The sequence below is a fragment of the Hymenobacter daecheongensis DSM 21074 genome (assembly GCF_900141805.1).
Classification (GTDB): Bacteria; Bacteroidota; Bacteroidia; order Cytophagales; family Hymenobacteraceae; genus Hymenobacter; species Hymenobacter daecheongensis.
This window is the reverse complement of the sequence record NZ_FQYN01000003.1, coordinates 125609-148346: the sequence shown is the minus strand read 5'-3', so window position 1 is coordinate 148346 and position 22738 is coordinate 125609. Positions and strand designations below refer to the sequence as shown.

General features: G+C 60.3%; 11 protein-coding genes and 3 tRNA genes. 9 read left to right on the top strand and 5 right to left on the bottom strand.

Translation table 11 applies throughout. The annotated features are described in order from the left end of the window. Nucleotides 1–151 precede the first annotated feature (151 nt). The 6 genes from BUB62_RS06335 (at nt 152) to ppk1 (ending at nt 6896) form a co-directional block, all read left to right on the top strand. Nucleotides 152–239 (top strand) — tRNA-Ser (locus tag BUB62_RS06335). Nucleotides 240–326: 87 nt separating this feature from the next. Further along, a tRNA-Pro gene (locus tag BUB62_RS06330) sits at nt 327–400 on the top strand. Between the two features lie 49 nt (nt 401–449). Beyond that, a tRNA-Arg gene (locus tag BUB62_RS06325) sits at nt 450–523 on the top strand. A 196-nt stretch (nt 524–719) separates the two neighbouring features. Then, a complete protein-coding gene (locus BUB62_RS06320) occupies nt 720–2111 on the top strand; it encodes a T9SS type A sorting domain-containing protein (protein WP_073107649.1) in 1392 nt (463 codons plus the stop codon). 238 nt (nt 2112–2349) lie between these two features. Continuing rightward, nucleotides 2350–4326, top strand: a complete 1977-nt coding sequence (gyrB, locus tag BUB62_RS06315) for a DNA topoisomerase (ATP-hydrolyzing) subunit B (protein WP_073107646.1) — start codon at nt 2350–2352, stop codon at nt 4324–4326. Between the two features lie 236 nt (nt 4327–4562). Further along, a complete protein-coding gene (gene ppk1, locus BUB62_RS06310; RefSeq protein WP_234988642.1) occupies nt 4563–6896 on the top strand; it encodes a polyphosphate kinase 1 in 2334 nt (777 codons plus the stop codon). A 126-nt stretch (nt 6897–7022) separates the two neighbouring features. Here the strand turns inward: ppk1 and BUB62_RS06305 are convergent, their stop codons facing one another. Further along, on the bottom strand, nt 7023–8021 hold the full coding sequence (locus tag BUB62_RS06305) for a Ppx/GppA phosphatase family protein (RefSeq protein WP_073107643.1): 999 nt from the start codon (nt 8019–8021) through the stop codon (nt 7023–7025). Nucleotides 8022–8204: 183 nt separating this feature from the next. Here BUB62_RS06305 and BUB62_RS06300 point away from each other — a divergent pair, with 183 nt between their 5' ends. Beyond that, nucleotides 8205–8915 (top strand): hypothetical protein, encoded by a 711-nt coding sequence (locus tag BUB62_RS06300; protein ID WP_073107640.1) that lies wholly within the window; start codon nt 8205–8207, stop codon nt 8913–8915. Between the two features lie 236 nt (nt 8916–9151). On the opposite strand, the gene BUB62_RS06295 is transcribed toward BUB62_RS06300, so the two are convergent. The 4 genes from BUB62_RS06295 to topA all read right to left on the bottom strand — a co-directional run bounded on the left by BUB62_RS06295 (nt 9152) and on the right by topA (nt 17338). Beyond that, complete coding sequence (locus BUB62_RS06295; RefSeq protein ID WP_073107637.1) at nt 9152–12883, bottom strand: ShlB/FhaC/HecB family protein; 3732 nt, start codon at nt 12881–12883, stop codon at nt 9152–9154. A gap of 130 nt (nt 12884–13013) precedes the next feature. Beyond that, nucleotides 13014–13709 (bottom strand): SIR2 family NAD-dependent protein deacylase, encoded by a 696-nt coding sequence (locus BUB62_RS06290; RefSeq protein ID WP_073107634.1) that lies wholly within the window; start codon nt 13707–13709, stop codon nt 13014–13016. A 107-nt stretch (nt 13710–13816) separates the two neighbouring features. Further along, the gene (locus tag BUB62_RS06285; protein WP_159437413.1) at nt 13817–14539 is read right to left on the bottom strand and encodes a DUF4846 domain-containing protein; all 723 of its coding nucleotides are present in this window, start codon (nt 14537–14539) and stop codon (nt 13817–13819) included. Nucleotides 14540–14851: 312 nt separating this feature from the next. Next, complete coding sequence (topA, locus tag BUB62_RS06280; protein ID WP_073107631.1) at nt 14852–17338, bottom strand: type I DNA topoisomerase; 2487 nt, start codon at nt 17336–17338, stop codon at nt 14852–14854. Between the two features lie 355 nt (nt 17339–17693). Between topA and BUB62_RS06275 the strand changes: the two genes are divergently transcribed. Continuing rightward, the gene (locus BUB62_RS06275) at nt 17694–22106 is read left to right on the top strand and encodes a HAMP domain-containing protein (RefSeq protein ID WP_143164053.1); all 4413 of its coding nucleotides are present in this window, start codon (nt 17694–17696) and stop codon (nt 22104–22106) included. Nucleotides 22107–22178: 72 nt separating this feature from the next. Further along, nucleotides 22179–22715 (top strand): chemotaxis protein CheW, encoded by a 537-nt coding sequence (locus BUB62_RS06270; protein WP_073107628.1) that lies wholly within the window; start codon nt 22179–22181, stop codon nt 22713–22715. Nucleotides 22716–22738 lie beyond the last annotated feature (23 nt).

Below are 22738 nucleotides of genomic sequence, written 5' to 3'. Positions count from 1 at the left end.
GTGCGAAAGCAAGGCCAGTCGGCGGGGCAAAGATAGGCTTTCGCGGCACTGGCGGCGGGTTCGGCAAAAGAAGTTATTTTTTTTCGGAGGGTTTGTTTTTCGGTACTAGTCGTATATTTGCGCACTCTTCGGACGGAAGAGCAGCCTTTCTGGAGAGATGGGTGAGTGGCTGAAACCAGTAGTTTGCTAAACTGCCGTAGCTCTAAAGGTTACCGGGGGTTCGAATCCCCCTCTCTCCACTTTTGGTAATGTTGGATTTTGAGTGTTGAGTTTTGAATTGATTAATTCATTCAACCTTCAACATTCAAAATCCAACATTTCCTTTTCGGGGTGTAGCGTAGCCCGGTATCGCGCCTGCTTTGGGAGCAGGAGGCCGCAGGTTCGAATCCTGCCACCCCGACTCAGTATAGCCGTCAGCCCGCCTTTGGGGCAGGCGGCTATTTGTTTTTGACCCCGTAGCTCAGCTGGATAGAGCAGCTGCCTTCTAAGCAGCCGGTCATGTGTTCGAATCACATCGGGGCCACGTCTCTGCCAAAAAAAGCCCTGATTGCCTATCGGCAGTCAGGGCTTTTTTTGGGCTTATTTTTCCCTGCTGATGGACTTTTTTTGAGGAAAGCCTTATCTTGGCCATGCAAGAATTGGGCTTTGCGGGGATAAAAGCCCTTAATTGCACTTGTTTTCAACTCAGTCACACACCCTTACCACTCACTTCTTTTCCCATGAAGAAAACATTACTTTCCCTGGCTCTGCTGTGCAGCATGAGCTTCGCCGCCCAGGCGCAATGGACGTTGCTGAACACCAGCGCCGGCCTGCCACCAGACTACATTTCGGCCCAGACCCACACGGTGAGCGACCAGATTGCCTGGAGCCTGATCCGCGAGAATGCTGCTGGCTCGACGATTAACCTGTTTACCCGCACCATCGATGGTGGCGCAAACTTCACTTTCAGCTCCATCAACGGTGCTGCTGGTTACCAGGGTGCCAGCATTCATGCCCTGGATGCCAACACGGCCTTCGTGGCGCAGTTTGGTGGCAATGGCGGTGGCGAAGTGGTAAAGACGGTGAATGGCGGTAACAGCTGGACCAAATCCACGGCCCTTTCGCAGTTTGCGGCCCCAGCTGGCTTTGCCAACTGGGTTTACTTCTTCGACGCCAACAACGGCGTGAGCCTGGGCGACCCGAACGGTGGCTACTTCGAGATTTATACTACCAGCAACGGCGGTACATCCTGGACCCGCGTACCGAGAACTCCGGTGCTGAACGAGCTTTCGGGCGGCGAGTTTGGCCTGGTGGGCTCCTACTTCGCGCTGGGCAACACCATCTGGTCGGGCACCATTCACCTGCAGAACCCGGCTGACCAGACGACGGGCATTCCGGCCCGTATCCTCAAATCTACGGACCGCGGCCTGACCTGGACTTCTTCCGCCATCACTCCCATTTCGGGCAGCATCAGCAAGATTGCCTTCACCGACCAGAACAACGGCATCGCCTACAACACCAACGCTGCCGGCGTGACGACGCTGATTGCCACCACCGATGGCGGCGCTACCTGGCAGACCAAAAACTACACGGGCAAATTCAACCACTTCGACATTGATGCCGTGCCTGGCACCAACATCCTGGTGAGCGTGGGTTCTTCTGAGCCTACGGTAGCTACGGCGGCCGACTACGGCTCCTCCTACTCCACCAACAACGGGCAGAGCTGGACGAACATTGACCGCGGCCGCTACTACTCCACGGTTGACTTCATCAGCCGCACGGTGGGCTATGTAGGTGCCCGTACGGATGCCAACGGTGCCGGTGGTGTGTACAAAGCCACCGCTACGGCGCTGGCCAGCCGCAACGCTGAGCTGCAGAAAGACCTGTCGGTATATCCGAACCCCAGCGCTTCGGGCGTGTTCAGCCTGCAGCTAACTTCCGGCATCAAAGCCGGCACCACGGTGCGTGTGTTCGATGCCCTGGGCCGCCAGGTGCTGACCCAGACGCTGAACGGCACCACGGTAGCCGCGCAACGCTCTACCATCGACCTGAGCAAGGAGAAAGCCGGCCTCTACACGCTGGAGCTGCGCACCGAAAATGGCGTGGCTCAGCAGAAGCTGGTGGTGGAATAAACTACCAAGGCTTACGCTTTTCGGAAAAGCTCCTTCCTTCGTGGAAGGAGCTTTTTTTTGGCCTTTTGCTACGGAAGAGGATGGTGGAGGATCAGCAGGTTTAAAACAGCGGCAGGTTGGCCAGAAAGACGTTTTTTGAGCTATTTGCATAGGGCCTAAAACGGCTGTAAGCTGGCAAAAACCGGATAAAATCGGTATCTTTGCGCGTACGCAAACACGCTGCAATTAAGAGCCACACATGAGCGAATCGAAAGAAAACAACGTTGACGATCAGTACTCGGCCGATAGTATTCAGGTATTGGAAGGCCTGGAGGCCGTGCGCAAGCGACCCTCGATGTACATTGGCGATACGGGCGCGAAGGGGCTGCACCACTTGGTGTGGGAAGTGGTCGATAACTCCATCGACGAGGCCCTGGCCGGGCAGTGCGACCACATCGAAGTGGTCATTCACCCCGGCAACGCCATTTCGGTGCAGGACAATGGCCGCGGTATTCCCGTCGGCATCAACCAGAAATTTGGCAAGTCAGCCCTCGAAATAGCCCTCACCGTGCTGCACGCCGGGGGCAAGTTTGATAAGAACAGCTACAAAACCTCCGGCGGCCTGCACGGCGTGGGCGTATCGTGCGTGAATGCCCTGAGCACCCACACCCACGTGACGGTGCAGCGCGATGGCCACGTGTACGAGCAGGAGTACCATATCGGCGTGCCCCTCTACGACGTGCGCGAAATTGGCGACACGGATGCCCGCGGCACCAAGGTCTGGTTTCAGCCCGACCCGACTATCTTCGACGAAACCCTGGTCTATTCCTACGAACGAATCGCGACCCGTCTGCGCGAGCTGGCTTACCTGAACCGCGGCATTCGCATCGTGCTGACTGACCTGCGCACCCCGGCCGACGGCGGCGAGGAGCAGCGCGACGAATTCTATTCCCAGGGCGGCGTAGCCGAGTACGTGCAGTACCTCGACAACAGCCGCACCGTGCTCATGACCAAGCCCGTGTACGTGGCTACCGAGCGCGGCATTCCGGTGGAAGTGGCGTTTCAGTACAACGACTCCTACCAGGAGCACATCTTCTCCTACGTCAACAATATCAACACCCACGAGGGCGGCACGCACGTGGCGGGCTTCCGCTCGGCTATTACGCGGGTGCTGAAAGCCTACGCCGAGAAATCGGGCGAGGTGGCGAAGGCTAAGATTGAGATTCAGGGCGACGACTTCCGCGAGGGCCTCACGGCCGTTATTTCGGTGAAGGTGGCCGAGCCCAAGTTTGAGGGCCAGACCAAAGGCAAACTCGGCAACTCCGAAGTGAGCGGGGCTGTGAACCAGGTGGTGGGCGAAATCCTGAACCAGTATCTGGAGGAAAACCCTAAGGAAGCCCGCGTCATTGTGGAGAAGGTGATTCTGGCCGCCAAGGCCCGCGTGGCCGCCAAGAAGGCCCGCGAGATGGTGCAGCGCAAGTCGGTGCTGGGCTCCAACTCGCTGCCCGGCAAGCTGGCCGACTGCTCCGAGTCGGACCCCGAGCTGTGCGAGCTGTATTTGGTGGAAGGCGACTCGGCCGGCGGCACGGCCAAGCAGGGCCGCAACCGCGCCTTCCAGGCCATTCTGCCGCTGCGCGGTAAGATTCTGAACGTGGAAAAGGCGCAGGAGCACCGCATCTACGAAAACGAGGAAATCCGGAACATGATTACGGCCCTCGGCGTGAGCTTCGAGAAGAAGACCGATGAAGACGACGGCAGCACCACCCGCTCGCTGAATCTGGAAAAGCTGCGCTACCACAAGATCATCATCATGACCGATGCTGACATCGACGGCTCGCACATCCGCACGCTCATCCTCACGTTCTTCTTCCGCTACATGCGCGAACTGATCGACAAGGGCTACATCTACATTGCCCTGCCGCCGCTCTATCTGGTGAAGCGCGGCAAGGAAGAGCGCTACTGCTGGACCGAAACCGAGCGCATGGCCGCCCAAGAAGAAATGGGCCGCGGCAAGCCCGAAACGGTGCACGTGCAGCGCTACAAAGGGTTGGGCGAGATGAACGCCGAGCAGCTCTGGACCACCACCATGCAGCCCGACACCCGCTCGCTGAAGCGCGTGGACGTGGACTCGGGCGTGGAAGCCGACCACCTGTTCTCCATGCTGATGGGCGACGAAGTACCGCCCCGCCGCGACTTCATCGAGAAGAACGCCAAGTACGCTAAGCTGGATGTATAGCCTGCGGATCCCCGCGAGTCTTCGGATTCCCCGGATTTTGTGGCCGGTTTTTTCTTTCCTGCGAACACCAGAAACGCCGCCTTCATCGGGCGGCGTTTTTGTTTAAAGGGCTGTTTCCTCGCTTTCTTTTGCCGCGCAGGCCCAATCGATCCGCGCCAAGCCATTATCTTGCCCACAAGCTGCTACCTGCCGCCCAAATCAGCGTAATCAGCCTACTCCAAAGTTATCCGCGCTTCATGAAACTCTTCAAATCCGCCGACCTTATCCGCAAGAGCAAATACATCAGCCGCGACCTGAGCTGGCTGCGGTTCAACTACCGCGTGCTCGATCAGGTGAAGGATACGGCGCGGCCCTTGTTCGACCGGCTGCGGTTTCTGGCCATCACCTCGTCGAATCTGGATGAGTTCTTCATGATTCGGGTGGGGTCGTTGTATAACTATCTCGACTATGGCAAGGAGCGGGTTGATTATTCGGGGCTGCGGGAGCTGCCGTTTCGTCGCAAGCTGCTCGATTTCGCCCACCGCTTCGTCAACGATCAGTCGTTGACTTACTTGAATGAGCTGAAGCCACAGTTTGAGAAGAACGGCTTCAACATTCTGCGTATGGATGAGCTGACGGAGCTGGAGCTGAAAAAGGCCGAGGGCTACTTCAAAAACACGGTTTTCCCGCTGCTCACGCCCATGGTCTACGACTCGTACCACGGCTTCCCGCTGATGATGAACCAGATGCTCATCTTCGGCGTGGCCACCAACATCGGCTCCGAGGCGCGGGGCACCGGCGAGGGCGAGGAAACAAAGGGCCAGGAGCGGCTCACCTTCGTGCAGATTCCGCAGAACCTGTCGCGCTTCTTTGAGCTGACGCGCAAGGACAAGGTGATTTTTGTGCCCATCGAGGAAATCGTGCGGGCCAACCTGCCCAAGCTGTTTCGCAACGTCGAAATCGTGTCGGCCAACCTGTTCCGCATCACGCGCAACGGCGACTTCACCCTGGAAGAGTCCGACGACATTGACTCCGACTTCATCAAGGAAATTCAGGTGGGCCTCAAAACCCGCAAAAAAGGCCGCGTGGTGCGTTTGGAGGTTGAAAAAGACGCCTCGCCGGTGATGATGACCGTACTCAAGGAACGCTGGCAGATTGATAACGGCAACGTGTTCGTTATCAACTCGCTGATGGATATGAAGGGCCTGCTGCAGATATTGAAGCACCCCAACTTCCGGGGCAAATCGACGCGGCCGCCGGCGACGGTGCCGCCCCTGAGCCTGCCGGAAGGAGCGGAGGAAAACCTGTTTGAGTACCTCAAGCACCAGGATGTGCTGCTGCACCATCCCTACAACAGCATCGAGCCGGTGGTGCGGCTGCTGGAGCAGGCCGCCGAGGATCCGCACGTGCTGGGCATCAAGCAGACCATTTACCGACTCGCCGACGACTCGCGGGTGACGGCGGCGCTGCTGAAGGCGGCCGAAAACGGCAAGCACGTTTCGGTGCTGTTCGAGATTAAGGCCCGCTTCGATGAGGAGCGCAACATCCGGGAAGGCGCCAAGCTGGAAAAGGCCGGCTGCTTCGTGATTTACGGCGTGAGCAAGTACAAGACGCACACTAAGCTGCTGATGATCATCCGCAAGGAGGGCGAAAAGGTGACGCGCTACGTGCACATCGGTACCGGCAACTACAACGAGCAGACCAGCAAAATCTACACCGACGTGAGCCTGCTCACCACCAACGACGTGTACGGCCACGACGTGTCGGAATTCTTCAACGTCATCACCGGCCACTCCCAGCCCGACGACTACGAGTACCTCATCACGGCGCCCAAAGACATGCGTCAGCAGCTTATTCAGCTGATTCGGGAGGAAGTGCGCAATGCCAAAAAGGGCCTGCCCAGTGGTATTGTGATGAAGATGAACTCGCTGGAAGACAAGGAGATAATCGATGAGTTTTACAAAGCCTCGAAGGCCGGCGTGCCGGTGCGCTTCATTGTGCGCGGCATCTGCTGCCTGCGGCCGGGGCGGCCGGGGTTGAGCGAGAACATTGAGGTGCGCAGCATCGTGGGCGATTTTCTGGAGCACGCGCGGCTGTTCTACTTCCACCAGGCCGGCGACCCGAAGCTCTACGCCGGCTCGGCGGACGTCATGGTGCGCTCCTTTGATCGGCGCATTGAGGCGCTGTTCCTCATCGTTAATCCGCAAATTAAGCGCGAGGCCATCAGCATTCTGATGCTGAACCTGCTCGACAACCAGAACTCGTACCAGATGCGCGAAGACGGGGCCTACGTGCGCTGCCGCCCCGGCCCCGAGGAGCCCGTGGTGAGCGTGCACCGCGACTTCTACCGCCGCGACGACGAGCGCCTGGCCGCCGCCACGCCCGTTGGTTTGCTGCACCTCATGTTTCAGCAAACGCGCCACCAGCTGGCCGCCGATGCGCTGAAAGCTGAGGAAGCCGCCGCGCTGGAAGCGTGCCCGGAGCCGGCCGATGAGGACGAGGAAGCCGAAGAAACCGCCGCCGACGCGGCCAAGGATGTGGCGCTGGTGGAAGGCGAGGCGAATGCGGAAGAAGGCTTTGCCAACGCCTAAGACCTGTCTGTCATCCTGAGCAAAGCGAAGGACCTTGTGCCAGTTAAACTACTGTCGTAACCACGACTTGTTCAACTGGCACAAGGTCCTTCGCTTTGCTCAGGATGACAGGCGTTGGACTTCCAGCTACTCCATTTCGCCGGAGCGAATGGAGACGGAGGCCACCGGCGTGACGCTGGAATGGTCGGTGCTGGGGCGGATTTCGTCGAAGTGCGTTTCGAAAAGCGTTTGCAGCATCCCGTCTTTCAGGCCGATGTCGGGCACGATCATCTGGCTGATGTTGGCCCATTCCATGGCGGAGAGGTAGATGTGGCCGGCAGGGATGATGACGTCGGCGCGGTCTGGGTTGAGCATGGCCACATTCACCCGCTCATCCATCGTCATGCGGGTCAGGTTTTCGAGCACGGTGGCCATGCGTCGGCGCGTTACGGGTTTGTCGAGCGTGGCTTGCGACTGGGCCAGGCTATAGAGCTTGTTGATGTTGCCGCCGGTGCCGATGGCCCGCGTGACGTGGTATTTGCGGCCGTTTTCCTTCACCCAGGCTTCCATACGCTGCCAGATGCCGTTGGTGTGGTCGGGGTTGAGGCCGGCCTCTTCCTGCTGCATCCGCCGGATAGAGCCCACCTCAAACGACTGCGAGGCCACTTTGCGGCGGTCGTGGTAGATGTTGAACTCGGTGCTGCCGCCGCCCACGTCGATGTGCAGGTAGTGCTTGTTGTCTTCGAGCAGATGCTCGATTACGCGGTTGATGTAGGCGGCCTCGGCCTGGCCGTCAATGACATTAACCGTCATGCCCAGCTCCCGCTGAATGCGGTTGGCTACTTCGGTGCCGTTGGCGGCGGTGCGCATGGCCGAGGTGGCGCAGATCAGGTAGTGGTTCGGGGCCACGTCGTGCACCTCCATCAGCAGCCGCAGCGCGTGCAGAAACTTGATGAACTTCTCCTGCTTTTTCTCCGAGATGGTGCCGGTGGCAAATACGTCTTCGCCCAGCCGCAACGGGTAGCGTACGTATTCCACGCGCTTCAGCCGGTATCGGTCGCCATAGTGCAGCACCGCCGAAATCTGGCAGCGCACCGCATTAGATCCAATATCGATGGCGGCCAGTTTCAGTAGCGGATAATCCATAGGGGTCGGAAAGGGGTTCGGAGCGGAAGGCCAAAGATAGGACTTTGCCAAAAGCCGGTACGCCTCCTGTTTCCTAATAGTTGAACTATCGGCGGCAGCCGTGCCGCTGGGCGTGGGTCGAAAATAGCCCTTGCCACCCCGGCCGCCGGTGCTACCTTGGCTCAACCAACCAGTTTTGTCCCGATGACCCCGGATTTACGCTACCTCACTACGCCGGCCGCGGGCTGGATCAATGCCCTGTTTATTGCTACCACGCTGCTCACGGCCGGCATGCTGTTGCGCCTGCTCCGGCCGGTCACTTTGCCCCGCACCTCGTGGCTGGTAGGCATTGGCGGCTGGCTGGCGGTGCAGGCCGGGCTGGCCCGCACGGGCTTCTATCAGCAGCAATTGCAGCACTTGCCGCCGCACCTGGTGCTGTTCGGCATTCTGCCCACCGTGGCCGCATTGGCCTGGCTGCTGCTCAGCCGCCGCGGCCACGCCCTCACCGACCGCCTGAGCCTGCCAGCCCTCACGGCGCTGAGCATGGTGCGCGTGCCGGTCGAAATCGTACTCTACGCGCTGGCCGGGCAGCACCTGGTGCCCGAGTTGATGACCTTCGCGGGCCGCAACTTCGACATCGTGGCCGGGCTAACGGCGCCCGTGGCGGCCTACGCCTATGCGCGGGGCGGGCTGGGGCGGCGGGGCCTGCTGGCGTGGCATTTGGCGGCGCTGGCCCTGCTCACCACCATCGTGGGGCTGGCGCTGCTCTCGGCCCCAACCCCGCTGCAACGGCTGGCTTTCGCGCAGCCCAACGTGGCCATCCTGCAATTCCCATTCGTGTGGCTGCCGGTTTTTGTGGTGCCGGTGGTAGCGTTCACGCATCTGGTGGCGTTGCGGCGGCTGGTGCGGGGATGAGGTGGTTTGGGAAGAACTAGGTATTTACCGCATTGTCACTTCGTTGCTTACAGTGGCTTCCTGAACGGTGTAGAGACGCGTATTCGCGTCTCATCGTTGAACGACATTCGTTGTTACGGCTCCCACAATTGAGACGCAACTATGCCTCTCTACACCACTCAGGAAGCCGCTATAACTACATCCACCAAAAAAGCCCCGCTTCCGGCGGGGCTTTTTCATGACAGCAAATTCAAACCTTACTGGTCAATCCGGAAGCCCAGCCCAAACTGAATCAGCCCGTTCTCCGGCGACTTCTGATAGGACACCGACAGGGCAAACTGGTCGGAGACGGGGGAGATGAAAAAGCCCGCGCCGTAGCCGTCGTGCCAGCCGCCGGGGGAGTTGCCTTTGAAGTACACGCGGCCCCGGTCGAAAAAGCCGAACACGCCGTAGGAGAAGGGCAGGAAGGAGGTTTGCACGCGGCCCAGACCGATGCGCAGCTCCGTGTTTAGGTAGAGGCTGGCGTCGCCATTGAAGCGGTTGCGGTAGTAGCCGCGCAGGTTTTCGCGCAGGCCCAGGCTGGCGAATTTGTAGAACGGAATTTCGTCGTCGTTGCCGTAGTTGCGGGCCCCGCCACCTTTCACCACCAGCGTCATGGGCAGCAGCAGGCGGGCGGTGCCGTAGTATTCGGCAAAGCCCTGAGTGAGGCCAAAATTGCCTTTCGCGCGGTTCAGCTGGTGGTAAGTATCGTGCTGAGCTAGAATGCGGATGCCCCGGCGGGCGAAGCGCTGACGGTCGCGTAGGTCGAGGTCGAACAGGGCATTGAAGCCGATAAGGCGCTGGAAGTTAGCGTTAGGCTTCTCCTCCGCGGGCCGCGGACTGGTCAGCAGCTGGCCCAGGTAGCTGGTAGGGCTGAAGTTGCTGGTGTACTGCTCGTAGGTGGGCCCGATGCGGAACAGGCTACGGTTGAAGAAAACGTGCTCGGTGAAGGCGTTCAGCGTGTAGCCTTTGTAGCGAGCGGTGTAGAAGCCATTGTCGAACTGGGTTTCGTCCTTGGTGGTGTTGTTGCCCAGCCCGAAGAAGTTGTAAAACGGGAAGAAGTTGCCGTATTCGGTGCGCGCCCCGATGTCCCACTTGCCGATGGCGTGGCGGTGGCGCGTATTCAGGGCTACCTGGAAGTTGCCGTTGGAGGAGCCGCGCACGTCGAAGCCATACAGGTTTTTGTAGCCCGGCTTGCGGAAACCCTGCCGCACGATATCCACGCCCGCGCCCGCGCCGAAGCCGTCGTTGCGGTTGTAGATGATGGTGGCGCGGGGGTTGTAGCCGTCATATTCGAAGGCTTCGCGGTCGTAGCGGTTTACTTCCAGCTTGTCGGAGGTGTGGTTGTCGCTTTCGCGGCTCAGCTTCATTTCCGTGTCGGCCAGGTCATACACCTTGGTTTTGGTGCGCAGCCCCCGCACGCTCGACTCGTCCGTAATCCGGTCCTTGCCGTCGCCGCCGATGATGCGCACCAGCACGCTGCGCGGGGCCGTGCCCGTCACGGTGAAAATATCCTTGCCATCGAGGCCGTACAGGGCTACTTCGCTGGTTTCGTTGTGCTTAAAGGTGCGGTCGAACAGCGGCTCGCCGTTGGGCGCGTCGCCGTCTTTGGCCTTGTCGAACATGCGCACCCGCACGTTGCCGTCGGGCTGGCGGTCTACCTGAAACACCTCGGCCTTGTTGGAGCCCACCACATCCACGCGCTTGGCCAGCATCAGGTAGTATTCATCCAGCACCTTCGGCAGCTCCTGAATCCGGGCTTTGAGCTTGCGGTTCAGGTCATTGCCCGAAATGGGCTGAATTTCTTTGGGCAGCGCCGCCGTGGCCTGGTCAATGGCGGCCGGCGTGATTTTCTGCTGCATATAGCGCCCCACTTCCTGCCATTGCTCCCGCGTGAGCGACTGTAGCAAAAACCGGTCTAGGTGACGGGCGGGCCAGTTCAGGCTCTCCAAGTCATGAAACTTGGCCTGGAAATCCTCGATGCTGGGCACGGCCCACTCGCGGTTGGCGGTGTAGGTCAGCAGGCCGTTCCAGAGGGTGAAGCTCTGGTCCCGGTCGCGGGGAATGGGGCGGTAAATAGTCTTTTTGCCCTGCTTGTAGCCGGCCCATTTCCAGTTGTCCTCGTGCTTGCCGAAATCGGCCACCAGCATATCGAAGGCGCGGGCCTTGCCCAGCGCCACGGCGTCGATCTGGTTGTCGTGGTCTTTGTAGAGCTGGCGGAAAAAGCTGAACGAGCGGCGCACGTCGTCGGCTCCACCGAAGCCGGGCAGGTTGGGCTTGGGGTCTACGGGCCGGTCTTCGAGCGTGCCGAACAGGCCCGCGTACTTCTCGCGGTAGGGCCCGAGCGAGTTGTTGTCGGGCAGCACGAACAGGCGGGGCCGGGCGTGCAGAATGTCGGTCTGATCAAGCAAGGAGCCCGTGACGAGGGCCGAGTAGGGGTGGGCCGTGGGCGTGATGTCGCGCAGCACGTCGGCGGCCACGGAGTTGCGCAACTCGGGTGGCAGAATCTTAGTCACGTCCTTGTCCACGGAGCGGAATACGTATTCGGAGCTGTCGGCGGCAATGAGCTTGACGGAGGTCGTCTGCCGGCCGCCGCCCTTGCCAAAAATCCGTAGGCCGCCTTTTTCAGTGGCCAGGTCCAGGGTTTTCACCTCGACCGGCTGGGTCCAGGAAGTGCGATAGCCGGGTCCGAGGAAAAACCGCTTGCCCGGCCCGGCCTTATACTGCGGCCCGGCCGCCACCGTCACCGTCGGCGCCACCGGCGCATCAGGCTTCGAAACGGCCACGCCTTTCGGGGCCGTAGGGCACTCCGGAATATACACGTTCACCGGCACGTTCGGCAGGCGCGGCTCCGTGCAGGCCGACTGAAACAGCGTGGCGCTGAAGGCTTCCCGCACCGGGCTGCCAGTCTTATCGAAGGCGTAGAAAAACGACTTCACGGTGCCGTCGGCGTAGTAATCGAGCCGCGAATAGCCTTCTTCGGCTTTGTTGTAGAGGGCATTGCCGTTGGCCCCCACGTGCTCTTTCTCAGCGAAGCTGCCCGCCACCAGGTGGTAGCTTTCTTTGGAATAGGTGAGCTGCAGGCTGTAGTCGTGGGCGGCGGCGTACACCGCGCCGGGATTCTCCTTGAGCGTATTCAGCATCTCGCGGCGCAGCTCCTGGTAGCCTGGGTTGGCCAGGTCGCGGGGCGAGCCTACGTTCTGCCGGTAGGCTGCATACAGGGACCCGAAAATGGGTAGCGGCACCCCGTTTTCCAACGGAAACAGGTGGCGGCTCAGCGGCATTCGGCCGCCATACACGCCATTACTCACCACCGGCTGGTGACCTACCAACAAGATGTTTTTGCCCTTCGTATCGTCCAGCACGTCCTGCAGCTGCTCCCGAAACTCCTCCTTGGTCATGGTTTTGCACTCCGTGTCCGGGGCTTCGGGCCGGTCGTATGGGTGGGTCCACCAGGGCGTGTTCAGGGCCACGAGGCGCACGTTGGGGGCCACATCCACTATTTCGGGGCCGGGGCAGCCGCCGGTCGGGATGAAGGCGTTCTGGTTGGGCAGGCGCTGCTCAATGTATTCTTCCAGCCGCCGCACGCGCTTCAGGCCATCGGGGCCGGAGTTGTCCCAGTCTTTGTCGCCGGGCAGGAAGTAGATTCGGCCATTGGGCAGGCCCTGGACCAACGCAATCAGCTGATCGATTCGAGCGGTAGTGGCGGCGTCGGGCTCCTTTTTCAGGCCGGAGTTGGCCGCAATATCGCCCAGATGCACGACTGTAAACGAGCCCTGCTGTTGCTCCAACTGCTGGCGCAAGGCCCGCAAATGATCTTCCGGCAGGTTTTTGCCCGCCGTATTGCCCAGCAGGAAAACCGAGTGAGCCGGGGCCGAGGATTGCCCATAAATTGAAGGCGACACGGCGGCCAGCAGCGCCGCCAGCAGCGGACGGTATATTTTTCGCATATTTTGAGAAGCGAGGCGTAGGAATGAACTTCCCCTTACGCAAGAAACCGCCCGCAGGTATAGCTCCTTAGCGTGCCAGCGCCAATTCCCGCGGAAAAATATTCCCGCGCCAGCTTCCTCGCCCTGATGCTTATCCCGCCTGCCGGCGCAGCTCCGCCGCCACCAGCGGCACGCCTACCGAAGCCGGCTCCGTAACGAAGTGCAGGTTACGCCGGGCCGTCAGCGGTGGCTGGTTGGGGTCGATGACGTAGACGGGGCAGCCGGTGGGGGCATAATGCACCAGTCCCGCCGCCGGATACACCTGCAGCGAGGTGCCCACTACCAGAAATATATCGGCTGTGGCAGCTTCGTCCATCGCCAGCTCCATCAGCGGCACCTGCTCGCCAAACCAAACGATGTTGGGCCGCAGCTGCGCGCCTTTTTCGCACAGATCACCCAGATAAATCGTGTCGCCGGTCATCGGGTACACCAACTCCTCGTGGCGGGTGCTGCGCGCCTCAAACAGCTTGCCGTGCAGGTGCATCACGCGGCCGGAGCCGGCCCGCTCGTGCAGATCATCCACGTTCTGGGTGATAATGACGACCTCAAAATCCTGCTCCAGCGCGGCCAGCGCGCGGTGCCCGGCGTTGGGCTGCGCGACCCGGGCGGCAGCGCGGCGCTGGTTGTAGAAGTCGAGCACCAGGGCCGGGTTGCGGGCCCAGCCCTCGGGCGAGGCTACGTCTTCCACGCGGTGTCCTTCCCACAGCCCATCGGAGCCACGGAAAGTAGCCAAGCCGCTTTCGGCGCTGATGCCGGCGCCGGTCAGCGCCACGATTTTCTTTTTCATGCGTGCTTATTTTAACGATGACGGTTCGTGTTTAACAACGACGGTTCCCGCAGAGGTACGCAGAGGAAGGCGCAGAGGTCGCAGAGCGCAGGTGGCGCGGCGGAGTTTCAGAAGCGCTGCAATTCGTTGCGGCTGAAAGTCCACTCTGGGGTATCAAACTCTGATAGTTGCGGATCCACGGCAAACCACGCACCCAGGGCCGGCATCATCGTGTTGCGTAGCACATGAATCTGCTGAGCCGGCATGTAGCTCTGCGCCAGCAGCACATACTTGCGCCCGCTGGTGGGGTATTCCGCCAGATCCAGTACGATAACGGCATGACCAGGGGCTCCGCCATGCACCAGCACGTCGCCGGGCTGCACTTGCGGCAGGGGCACGGGCACAGTTTCGCGGGCCAGTGATTTGGTGCCGGCGTAGGTAAAAATCTGGTCGAGGTAGCGCCGGAAGGCCGCGTGGGTGGGCTCCTCCACCGGCCGGGCTGCCGGTTGCACGGTTCCGCCTTCCACCCGAAAGCCCCGGCCGCCGATCCAGTCGGCAAAGCGGATATCGTCGCCGCTGGTCAGCTGGAAATGAACCTGACTCGGCTGCTGGCTGAATTGATACTCGGCCCGCAGGCGAATAACGGCATCGGCGCATTGCTGCAAATCCCGGCGGCCCACGTCAATATTGAGCACGGCGGCGTGCACGGTCTGCGGGGTTTTCAGCGTGCCATCATATAGATGAACGGCCGTGCCCGCTGGCAGCAGGGGCAGGCCCCGAAGCCACTCTCCGAAAGAACCTTGCCCGACGGCTACGCGCCGGCAACCAGCTGGTGGCGCAAAGCGTGCCACGAGGCTGCGCCGGACATCGTAAAAACCAGCTGGCAGCCAGGCGTAGCGCGGCCCAGCTTGCAAGATTGGCGCGGCAATTTTGCTCCGAATCGGGGCAGACGGCGCAACTTGCTCCAAGCCAGCAGAGCTGCCAAGCAGCAGGAGAGCGGTAGCGAAGGAGTAAAGAGGAAGCGTGCTGAGCAAGGACATGCGCTATTAACGTGGCCCGAAGCGGTATATTTTCCGGGCAGCTTCCGGCCTCCGCCGAAGCAACAAAAAAAGGCTCCGATTCTCGAATCGGAGCCTTTTCTATCATCAGGCAGGAGGATAGCGCTACTTAGCCTTCGCCGTGGCCTTTTTCGCCGTGGTGCCGGCCGCCTTCTTAGCCGCCGGCTTTTTTGCCGCGGGCTTCTTGGCAGCTGGCTTTTTCTTGGCGGGCTTATCAGCGGCATCCTCAGCGGCCGGAGCAGCTTTCTTGGCGAAGCGGCCGCCTTTGGCGGGCTTGTCCGGGGTGGCGTCGGCCAGCTCAATGCAACGCTCCAGCGTGAGGTCGGCGGGCTCTTGGCCCTTCGGAATCTTCACGTTCTTCTTGCCGGCCACGATATAGGGGCCGAACCGTCCGTTCAGCACCTGGATGTCCTCACGCTCGGGGAAGCTTTTAATCAGGCGCTCCGCGTCGGTTTTGCGCTTGGTTTCAATCAGCGCTACCGCCTCATCGGCCGTGATGGTGTGCGGGTCCTGCTCCTTGGTGAGGGAGTAAAACTTGCTGTCGTGGCGGATATAAGGTCCGAACCGGCCCAGTGCGGCCGTCATCGACTTGTCCTCGAACTCGCCCACAATGCGCGGCAGCTTAAACAGATCCAGCGCCTCTTCCAGCGTGATGTTCTCAATAAACTGGCCTTTGCGCAGGCTGGCGTACACAGCCTTTTCGTCTTCCGGCGCGCCTTCTTTGGGCTCAATCTGCACGTAAGGGCCGTAGCGGCCCAGCCGGGCCGTCAGCTTCTGGCCGGTTTCGGGGTGCAGCCCGATTTCGCGGGTACTGCCCAGCGTGCTGCGCTCAATGTCCTGGCCCCGCTCAATGGTTTCGTGAAACGCGCCGTAAAAGTCGCCCAGCATCTTGCCCCACTGCTCCTGGCCGTTGGCAATCAGGTCAAACTCGCCTTCTACCTTGGCCGTGAACTGATAATCAATGATGATGGGGAAGTGCTCCACCAGGAAGTCGTTCACCACCATGGCCGTATCAGTGGGAAAAAGCTTGGCTTTGTCGGCCCCATAGGTTTCGGTTTTGGCCTCCGTTTTCACCTCGCTGCCTTCCAGCGTGAGCACATGAAACTTGCGCTCCTTGCCTTCGCGGGTGTCTTTTTCCACGTAGCCGCGCTTCTGAATGGTGCTGATGGTCGGCGCGTAGGTCGAAGGCCGGCCGATGCCCATTTCCTCCAGCTTCTTCACCAATGAAGCTTCCGTGTAGCGGGCCGCCGGCGAGGCGTAGCGCTCCGTAGCTTTCAGGCTCTGCAGCGGTAGCTCCTGCTGCACGCTCAACGGCGGCAGCCCCCGCGAAAACGACGACTCCGTGCTGGCATCCTCATCCAGCGTTTCCTCGTCCTTCGACTCGCTGTAGGCTTTCAGAAAGCCCTCAAACGTAATGACTTCGCCCGAAGCCGTGAGCGGCGTGCCAGGCTGGGTACTGATGCCGATGGTAGCTACCGTGCGCTCCACCGTCGCGTCGGCCATCTGCGAGGCCATGGCCCGCTTCCGGATCAGGTCGTAGAGGCGCTGCTCCTGCGAATCGGAGCCGGCTTTGAGCAGGGCAAAATCCGTGGGCCGGATGGCTTCGTGCGCCTCCTGGGCCGAGGCCGATTTGGTTTTGAAGTGCCGTGTATGCGCGTATTCGGGGCCGTAGGCGCTGCTGATTTCGGCCTTGGCCGCCGCCAGCGCATCCTGGCTCAAGTTCACCGAGTCCGTCCGCATGTAGCTGATCTTACCGGCTTCATACAGCTTCTGGGCCACGCTCATGGTCTGGGCCACCGAGAAGCCCAGCTTGCGCGAGGCCTCCTGCTGCAGCGTAGACGTAGTGAAGGGCGGCGCGGGGCTGCGCTTGCCCGGCTTTTTTTCCAAGCTCTCAATCTTATAGGAAGCCCCCACGCAACGCTCCAGAAACTCGCGGGCCTCAGCCTGAGTCTTAAAGCGCGTGGGCAGCTCGGCCTCCAGCGTCGCGCCGCGGCCGGCATCGAAGCGGGCCGTAATGCGGTAAGCGGAAGACGATTTGTGCTGGTTGATTTCCCGCTCCCGCTCCACTACAAAGCGCACCGCCACGCTCTGCACACGGCCGGCGCTCAGGCCGGTTTTCACTTTTTTCCACAGCACCGGGCTCAGCTCGAAGCCTACCAGCCGGTCGAGCACGCGACGGGCCTGCTGGGCATTTACCAGGTTCAGGTCAATTTCACGCGGATTGTCGATGGCATTGAGAATGGCATTCTTGGTGATTTCGCGGAACACGATGCGCCGGGTTTTGGCGCTGTTCAGGTTCAGCGTTTCGGCCAGGTGCCACGAAATGGCCTCGCCCTCGCGGTCATCGTCACTCGCCAGCCAGACTACCTCGGCTTCCTTTGCCAGCTTTTTGAGCTGCGCAATAACCTCGCGCTTGTCCGGCGACACCACGTAGGTGGGCTTAAAGCCATTGGCAATGTCGATGGCATTATTGTCCTTCGGCAAATCACGAACGTGGCCGAAGCTGGACTTCACGATGAAGTCCTTGCCCAAATACCCCTCGATGGTTTTGGCTTTGGCCGGAGACTCGACGATGACTAGATTTTTGACCATATTAAGGTATTGGAGAGCGGGAAGCTGGGTGGGTTAGGGGTAGAAACGCCCGAAGCAAAGCAAAAGTTGAATTTTGCCGCAAAGATGCTGCAATAATCCGGCGCAACCGCGCCGCCATTCACAATTAGCCCGGCCGCAGCGCCCCCGGTAGCGCTACTAGGTGCGGATTGGCTAACGCCGGAACTTCCGCAAGTGGTTCAGCAAATGACACTTTAGAAAGTATTTTTCAATTTGAAAACTCATGCGTGGGAAAAGGCCGTATTTGCTACCTTTGTAAGTCTGGCAACCGCTTGGTGGCGGTTTCTGGTTTACAGCATTGCCTTCCTTTCCCAGGCTTCGCAACCCATCCCTTTGTATGGCTTCAGGTAAGATTACCAAGAATATTACCCCTCCGGATACCGACGCTCCCGAGAAAACGACCCCGCTTATGTCGGCCCCTGCCCCCGACAAAGGCACGATGCTCCGGCCCACCGGAGCCCGCACCAGCTCCGACATCACCCGGAAGCGGGGGAGTGGCCGCGGCTCGGAAGACAGCCAAGAAGCCGACTACATCAACGACCAGCTCAACCGGGTGCTCTACGCCCTCGACGCCTTCAAGAAGGGCGACGTGAGTGTGCGCCTGACCAAGCAGAACGACGACATTTTCGCCGAAATCGCCGAAGCCTACAACTCGATGGTAGAGATGATCGGCGGCGTGGGCGGCGAGGTGTCGCGCATTTCGAAGGTGGCCGGGGTAGAAGGGAACCTGAAAGCGCGGGCCTCGGCCGAAAACGCCTCGGGCTTCTGGCGCGACATGATTAACAATATCAACGGCCTGGTAGACAGCATCGCCGTGCCGGTATTGGAAGTAGGCAAAGTACTGAAGAACATCTCGAAAGGAAACCTGGACGAAACCTTCCAGATTCCGGTATCGGGCGACTTCAAGGTGATGGCCGAAACCATCAACAAGACGATTGACAACCTGAACCTGTTTGCGGGCGAAGTAACGCGCGTGGCGCAGGAAGTAGGCACTGAGGGTAAGCTCGGCGGCCAGGCCAGCGTACCAAACGTGGGCGGCGTGTGGAAGCAGCTCACCGACAACGTGAACACCATGGCTCTGAACCTGACCTCGCAGGTACGGGACATTGCCAACGTAGCTACCGCCGTAGCCAAAGGCGACCTGAGCCAGAAAGTAACCGTTGACGTGAAAGGGGAGCTGCTGCAACTCAAGCAGAACCTGAACCAGATGGTGGACTCGCTGAACCTGTTCGCGGGCGAGGTAACGCGCGTGGCGCAGGAAGTAGGCACCGAGGGCAAGCTCGGCGGCCAGGCCAGCGTGCCGAACGTGGCCGGCGTATGGAAAGAGTTGACCGACAACGTAAACTACATGGCCTCGAACCTGACCTCGCAGGTACGGGATATTGCCAACGTAGCCACGGCGGTTGCTAAAGGCGACCTGTCGCAGAAGATTACCGTCGATGTGAAGGGCGAACTGCTTCTGCTGAAGCAGAATCTAAACCAGATGGTGGACTCGCTGAACCTGTTCGCGGGGGAAGTAACGCGGGTGGCCCAGGAAGTAGGCACCGAAGGCCGCCTCGGCGGCCAGGCCAGCGTACCGAACGTGGCCGGCGTGTGGAAAGAGCTGACCGACAACGTAAACTACATGGCCTCGAACCTGACACTTCAGGTGCGGGATATTGCCAACGTGGCTACCGCCGTAGCCCGCGGCGACTTGAGCCAGAAAATCACCGTTGATGTAAAAGGGGAGCTGCTGCAACTCAAGCAGAACCTGAACCAGATGGTGGACTCGCTGAACCTGTTCGCGGGCGAGGTAACGCGCGTGGCGCAGGAAGTAGGCACCGAGGGCAAGCTCGGCGGCCAGGCCAGCGTGCCGAACGTGGCCGGCGTATGGAAAGAGCTGACCGACAACGTAAACTACATGGCCTCGAACCTGACCTCTCAGGTACGGGACATTGCCAACGTGGCTACCGCCGTTGCCCGCGGCGACCTGAGCCAGAAGATGACGGTGAACGTGAAGGGTGAGATTCTGGAGCTGAAGAACATCCTGAATCAGATGGTGGACTCCCTCAACATCTTCGGTGATGAGGTAACCCGCGTGGCCCGCGAAGTAGGTACGGAAGGTAAACTCGGCGGGCAGGCCAACGTGCCGCGCGTTGGCGGAACCTGGAAGGAGCTGACGGACAACGTTAACACGATGGCTTCGAACCTGACGCTTCAGGTGCGCGACATTGCCAACGTAGCTACCGCGGTAGCAAAAGGTGACCTGACCCAGAAGATGACGGTGAGTGTGAACGGCGAGATTCTCGACCTGAAGAACATCCTGAATCAGATGGTGGACTCGCTCAATATCTTCGCCGGCGAAGTAACCCGCGTGGCCCGCGAAGTGGGCACCGAGGGTATCCTGGGCGGCCAGGCCAACGTGCCGAGCGTATCAGGAACGTGGAAGGACCTGACCGACAACGTAAATACGATGGCCTCGAACCTGACCTCGCAGGTACGAGACATTGCCAATGTGGCAACGGCCGTAGCAAGAGGTGACCTGAGCCAGAAGGTAACGGTGAACGTGCGCGGGGAGCTGCTCCAGCTCAAGGAAAACCTGAACCAGATGGTGGACTCGCTGAACACGTTCGGCGACGAAGTTACCCGGGTAGCCCGCGAAGTGGGCACCGAAGGGAAGCTCGGCGGTCAGGCCGTGGTGCCCAATGTGCGCGGCACCTGGAAAGACCTCACCGACAACGTAAACTTCATGGCTGCCTCGCTCACCTCGCAGGTGCGGGACATTGCCAACGTAACCACCGCCGTAGCCCGCGGCGACCTAAGCCAGAAGGTTTCGGTAGATGTAAAAGGCGAGCTGCTCGACCTGAAGGACAACATCAACCGGATGGTGGACTCGCTGAACATCTTCGCCGGCGAGGTAACGCGCGTGGCGCAGGAAGTAGGAACTGAAGGTCGCCTCGGCGGCCAGGCCAACGTGCCCAACGTATCGGGCGTGTGGAAAGACCTGACCGACAACGTAAACACGATGGCCGCCAACCTCACCACGCAGGTACGGGGCATTGTGAAAGTAGTAACCGGCGTATCGAAAGGTGACCTGACCCAGAAGCTCAAGCTGGAAGCCAAAGGCGAAGTAGCCGAGCTGGCCGACACCATCAACCGCATGGTGGATGACCTGAACCGCCTCGCCCTGGAAGTAAGCCGGGTAGCGAAGGTGGCTGGGGTAGAGGGCAAGCTGACCGAGCGCGCCACAGTAGGCGGAGTATCGGGCTCGTGGAAGGAAATTGTGGATACGCTCAACGACCTGATCGAATCCATTGCCTCGCCGGTACTCGAAGTATCGCGCGTGGTACGTGCTATTGCGGAAGGCGACCTGACGCAGAAAGTGGAAATCCAGACCGCCGGCGACATTCTGGCCATGTCCAACGCCCTGAACATCGCCGTGGACAACCTCAACGAGCTGCTCGGCGAAATCAACGAGTCGTCGCAGATTGTAGGGGAGTCGTCGGAGGAAATGGCCGCGAAGGGCCAGGAAATGAGCCGGGTGACGGTCGACGTGGCCCTGGCTATGCAGCAGATGGCTGAAGGCGCTCAGAACCAGGCTTTGAAGACGGACCAGGCCTTCAAGCTGATCGAGGAAATCATGCAGGCCACCAAGGAAACGGCCGGCAAGGCCGACGTGGTGAACAAAGCGGCTATCCTGGGTGAGCAAACCTCGCAGCTCGGTCTGAAAACGGTGGCGGAAGTGGTGAAAAACATGGAGGAAATCTCCAACGCGGCCACCCAGACCTCGCGCACCATCGAAGTACTGAGCACCCGCTCGCAGGAAATCAGCAAGTCGCTGGGCGTGATTACCGACATTGCCTCCCAGACCAACCTGCTGGCCCTGAATGCCGCCATCGAAGCAGCCCGCGCCGGGGAAGCCGGCCGTGGCTTCGCCGTAGTAGCCGAAGAAATTCGCAAGCTGGCCGAAGGCTCCCGCAAGTCGGCCTCCGAAATTGCCACGCTGGTAGAGGATGTTAAGAAAGATACCACCTCGGCTGCTACCGCTATTTCGACCATGGAAGGCCGGGTACTGAAAGGCAAGAACGCCACGTTCGAAGCCTCCAGCGCCTTTAAAAACATTTCGACCAGTACCGGTGAAACCCTGCGCACCTCCCGCGACATTCTCACGGCTACCGAGGTACAGAAAACCTCGATTGGCGACGTAGTAAAGTACGTGGAAGAAGTGGTAGCCATTGCCGAGCAAACGGCCAGCGGCACCCAGCAAGTGGCCAGCACTGCCAAGCAGCTTTCTACCTCCATGCAGGAGCTGACCACTTCCAGCCAGAACCTGACCGACATTGCCGATGACCTGCAGGTGGGGCTGTCGGCCTTCCAGCTGGTGGAAGACATGATGCCGGAGCCCGAGCCCGAGCCGGAGCGTCGGGGCAGCCTGCGCCGAATGGCGAGCCCACGCGCGGCCGCTCCGGCCGCTGAGCGCAGCCCCCGGCGGGCCGGCTTAGCCACGGCCGCCCCGGCCTCAACTAACCGTGGCAGCGCCAGCAAGCGCCCGACAACTGCTAAGGCTCCGGTGAAGGCTGCCAGCCGGCGCACGGCGACGGCTTCGGCGACTACCGAGGCAGCTGCCCCGGCTCAGCCTGGCAGCGCCAACCTGGTGGCCAAGGAGCGGCAGACCACTCGTCGGCGGGCCGAACTGAAGTCGGCTGAGACGCCGGCAAGCGCTAATGGCAAGGAGGCGCCCAAGAGCCGGGCCAAAAGCAAAGCCAAGTAATTCATCCGATAACTCTTTGTGAGCAGGTTCGGGGCCTCGGGCCGCGAGCCTGCTTTCACAACAACTTTGGGCATGGCGGAAACAGAATCGACCGGCGAAAAAAAGGTAGTCAAGCAGGATAAGCTGATTCAGCTGATCGTGTTTCGGCTTGGCGATGAGGAATATGGTATCCGCATCGAGCAGGTGAAGGAAGTGACCGTGACCCCGGAAATTGCCCGGATGCCTAAAACGCCGGCGTTCGTGAAAGGCATTGCCAATCTGCGCGGCGACATCATTGCCATCATCGACCTGGAGGAGCGCTTCAAGCTGCGCTCGGCCAGCCAGCCGCTCGTGGGCCTTACTTACACGCTGGCCGTGGAGGCCAAAGACTATACCATTGGCATTGTGGTGCGCGAGGTGCCGCAGCCGCTGTCCATTCCGATGTCTATCATTGAAAAAGCGCCGGAATTCATTCAGGACATCAATATTCACGACAAATACATCGAGGGCATTGCCAAAGTAGATGAGCGTATCATCATCGTGCTGGATATGCTCAAACTGCTCACCCCGGAGGAAATCATGCAGCTGCAGCCGAAATCAGAATCTTCGTCTGCCAGAGCCCGTACATAGGCCCGACTTTGCGCTGCCAACCT

Excerpts from the sequence above, each read along its gene's own strand:
- BUB62_RS06320 (WP_073107649.1), top strand. The coding sequence starts at position 720 with ATGAAGAAAACATTACTTTCCCTGGCTCTGCTGTGCAGCATGAGCTTC.
- BUB62_RS06295 (WP_073107637.1), bottom strand. The coding sequence starts at position 12,883 with ATGCGAAAAATATACCGTCCGCTGCTGGCGGCGCTGCTGGCCGCCGTG.
- BUB62_RS06290 (WP_073107634.1), bottom strand. The coding sequence starts at position 13,709 with ATGAAAAAGAAAATCGTGGCGCTGACCGGCGCCGGCATCAGCGCCGAA.
- topA (WP_073107631.1), bottom strand. The coding sequence starts at position 17,338 with ATGGTCAAAAATCTAGTCATCGTCGAGTCTCCGGCCAAAGCCAAAACC.
- ppk1 (WP_234988642.1), top strand. The coding sequence starts at position 4,563 with ATGAAACTCTTCAAATCCGCCGACCTTATCCGCAAGAGCAAATACATC.
- gyrB (WP_073107646.1), top strand. The coding sequence starts at position 2,350 with ATGAGCGAATCGAAAGAAAACAACGTTGACGATCAGTACTCGGCCGAT.
- BUB62_RS06275 (WP_143164053.1), top strand. The coding sequence starts at position 17,694 with ATGGCTTCAGGTAAGATTACCAAGAATATTACCCCTCCGGATACCGAC.
- BUB62_RS06300 (WP_073107640.1), top strand. The coding sequence starts at position 8,205 with ATGACCCCGGATTTACGCTACCTCACTACGCCGGCCGCGGGCTGGATC.
- BUB62_RS06270 (WP_073107628.1), top strand. The coding sequence starts at position 22,179 with ATGGCGGAAACAGAATCGACCGGCGAAAAAAAGGTAGTCAAGCAGGAT.
- BUB62_RS06305 (WP_073107643.1), bottom strand. The coding sequence starts at position 8,021 with ATGGATTATCCGCTACTGAAACTGGCCGCCATCGATATTGGATCTAAT.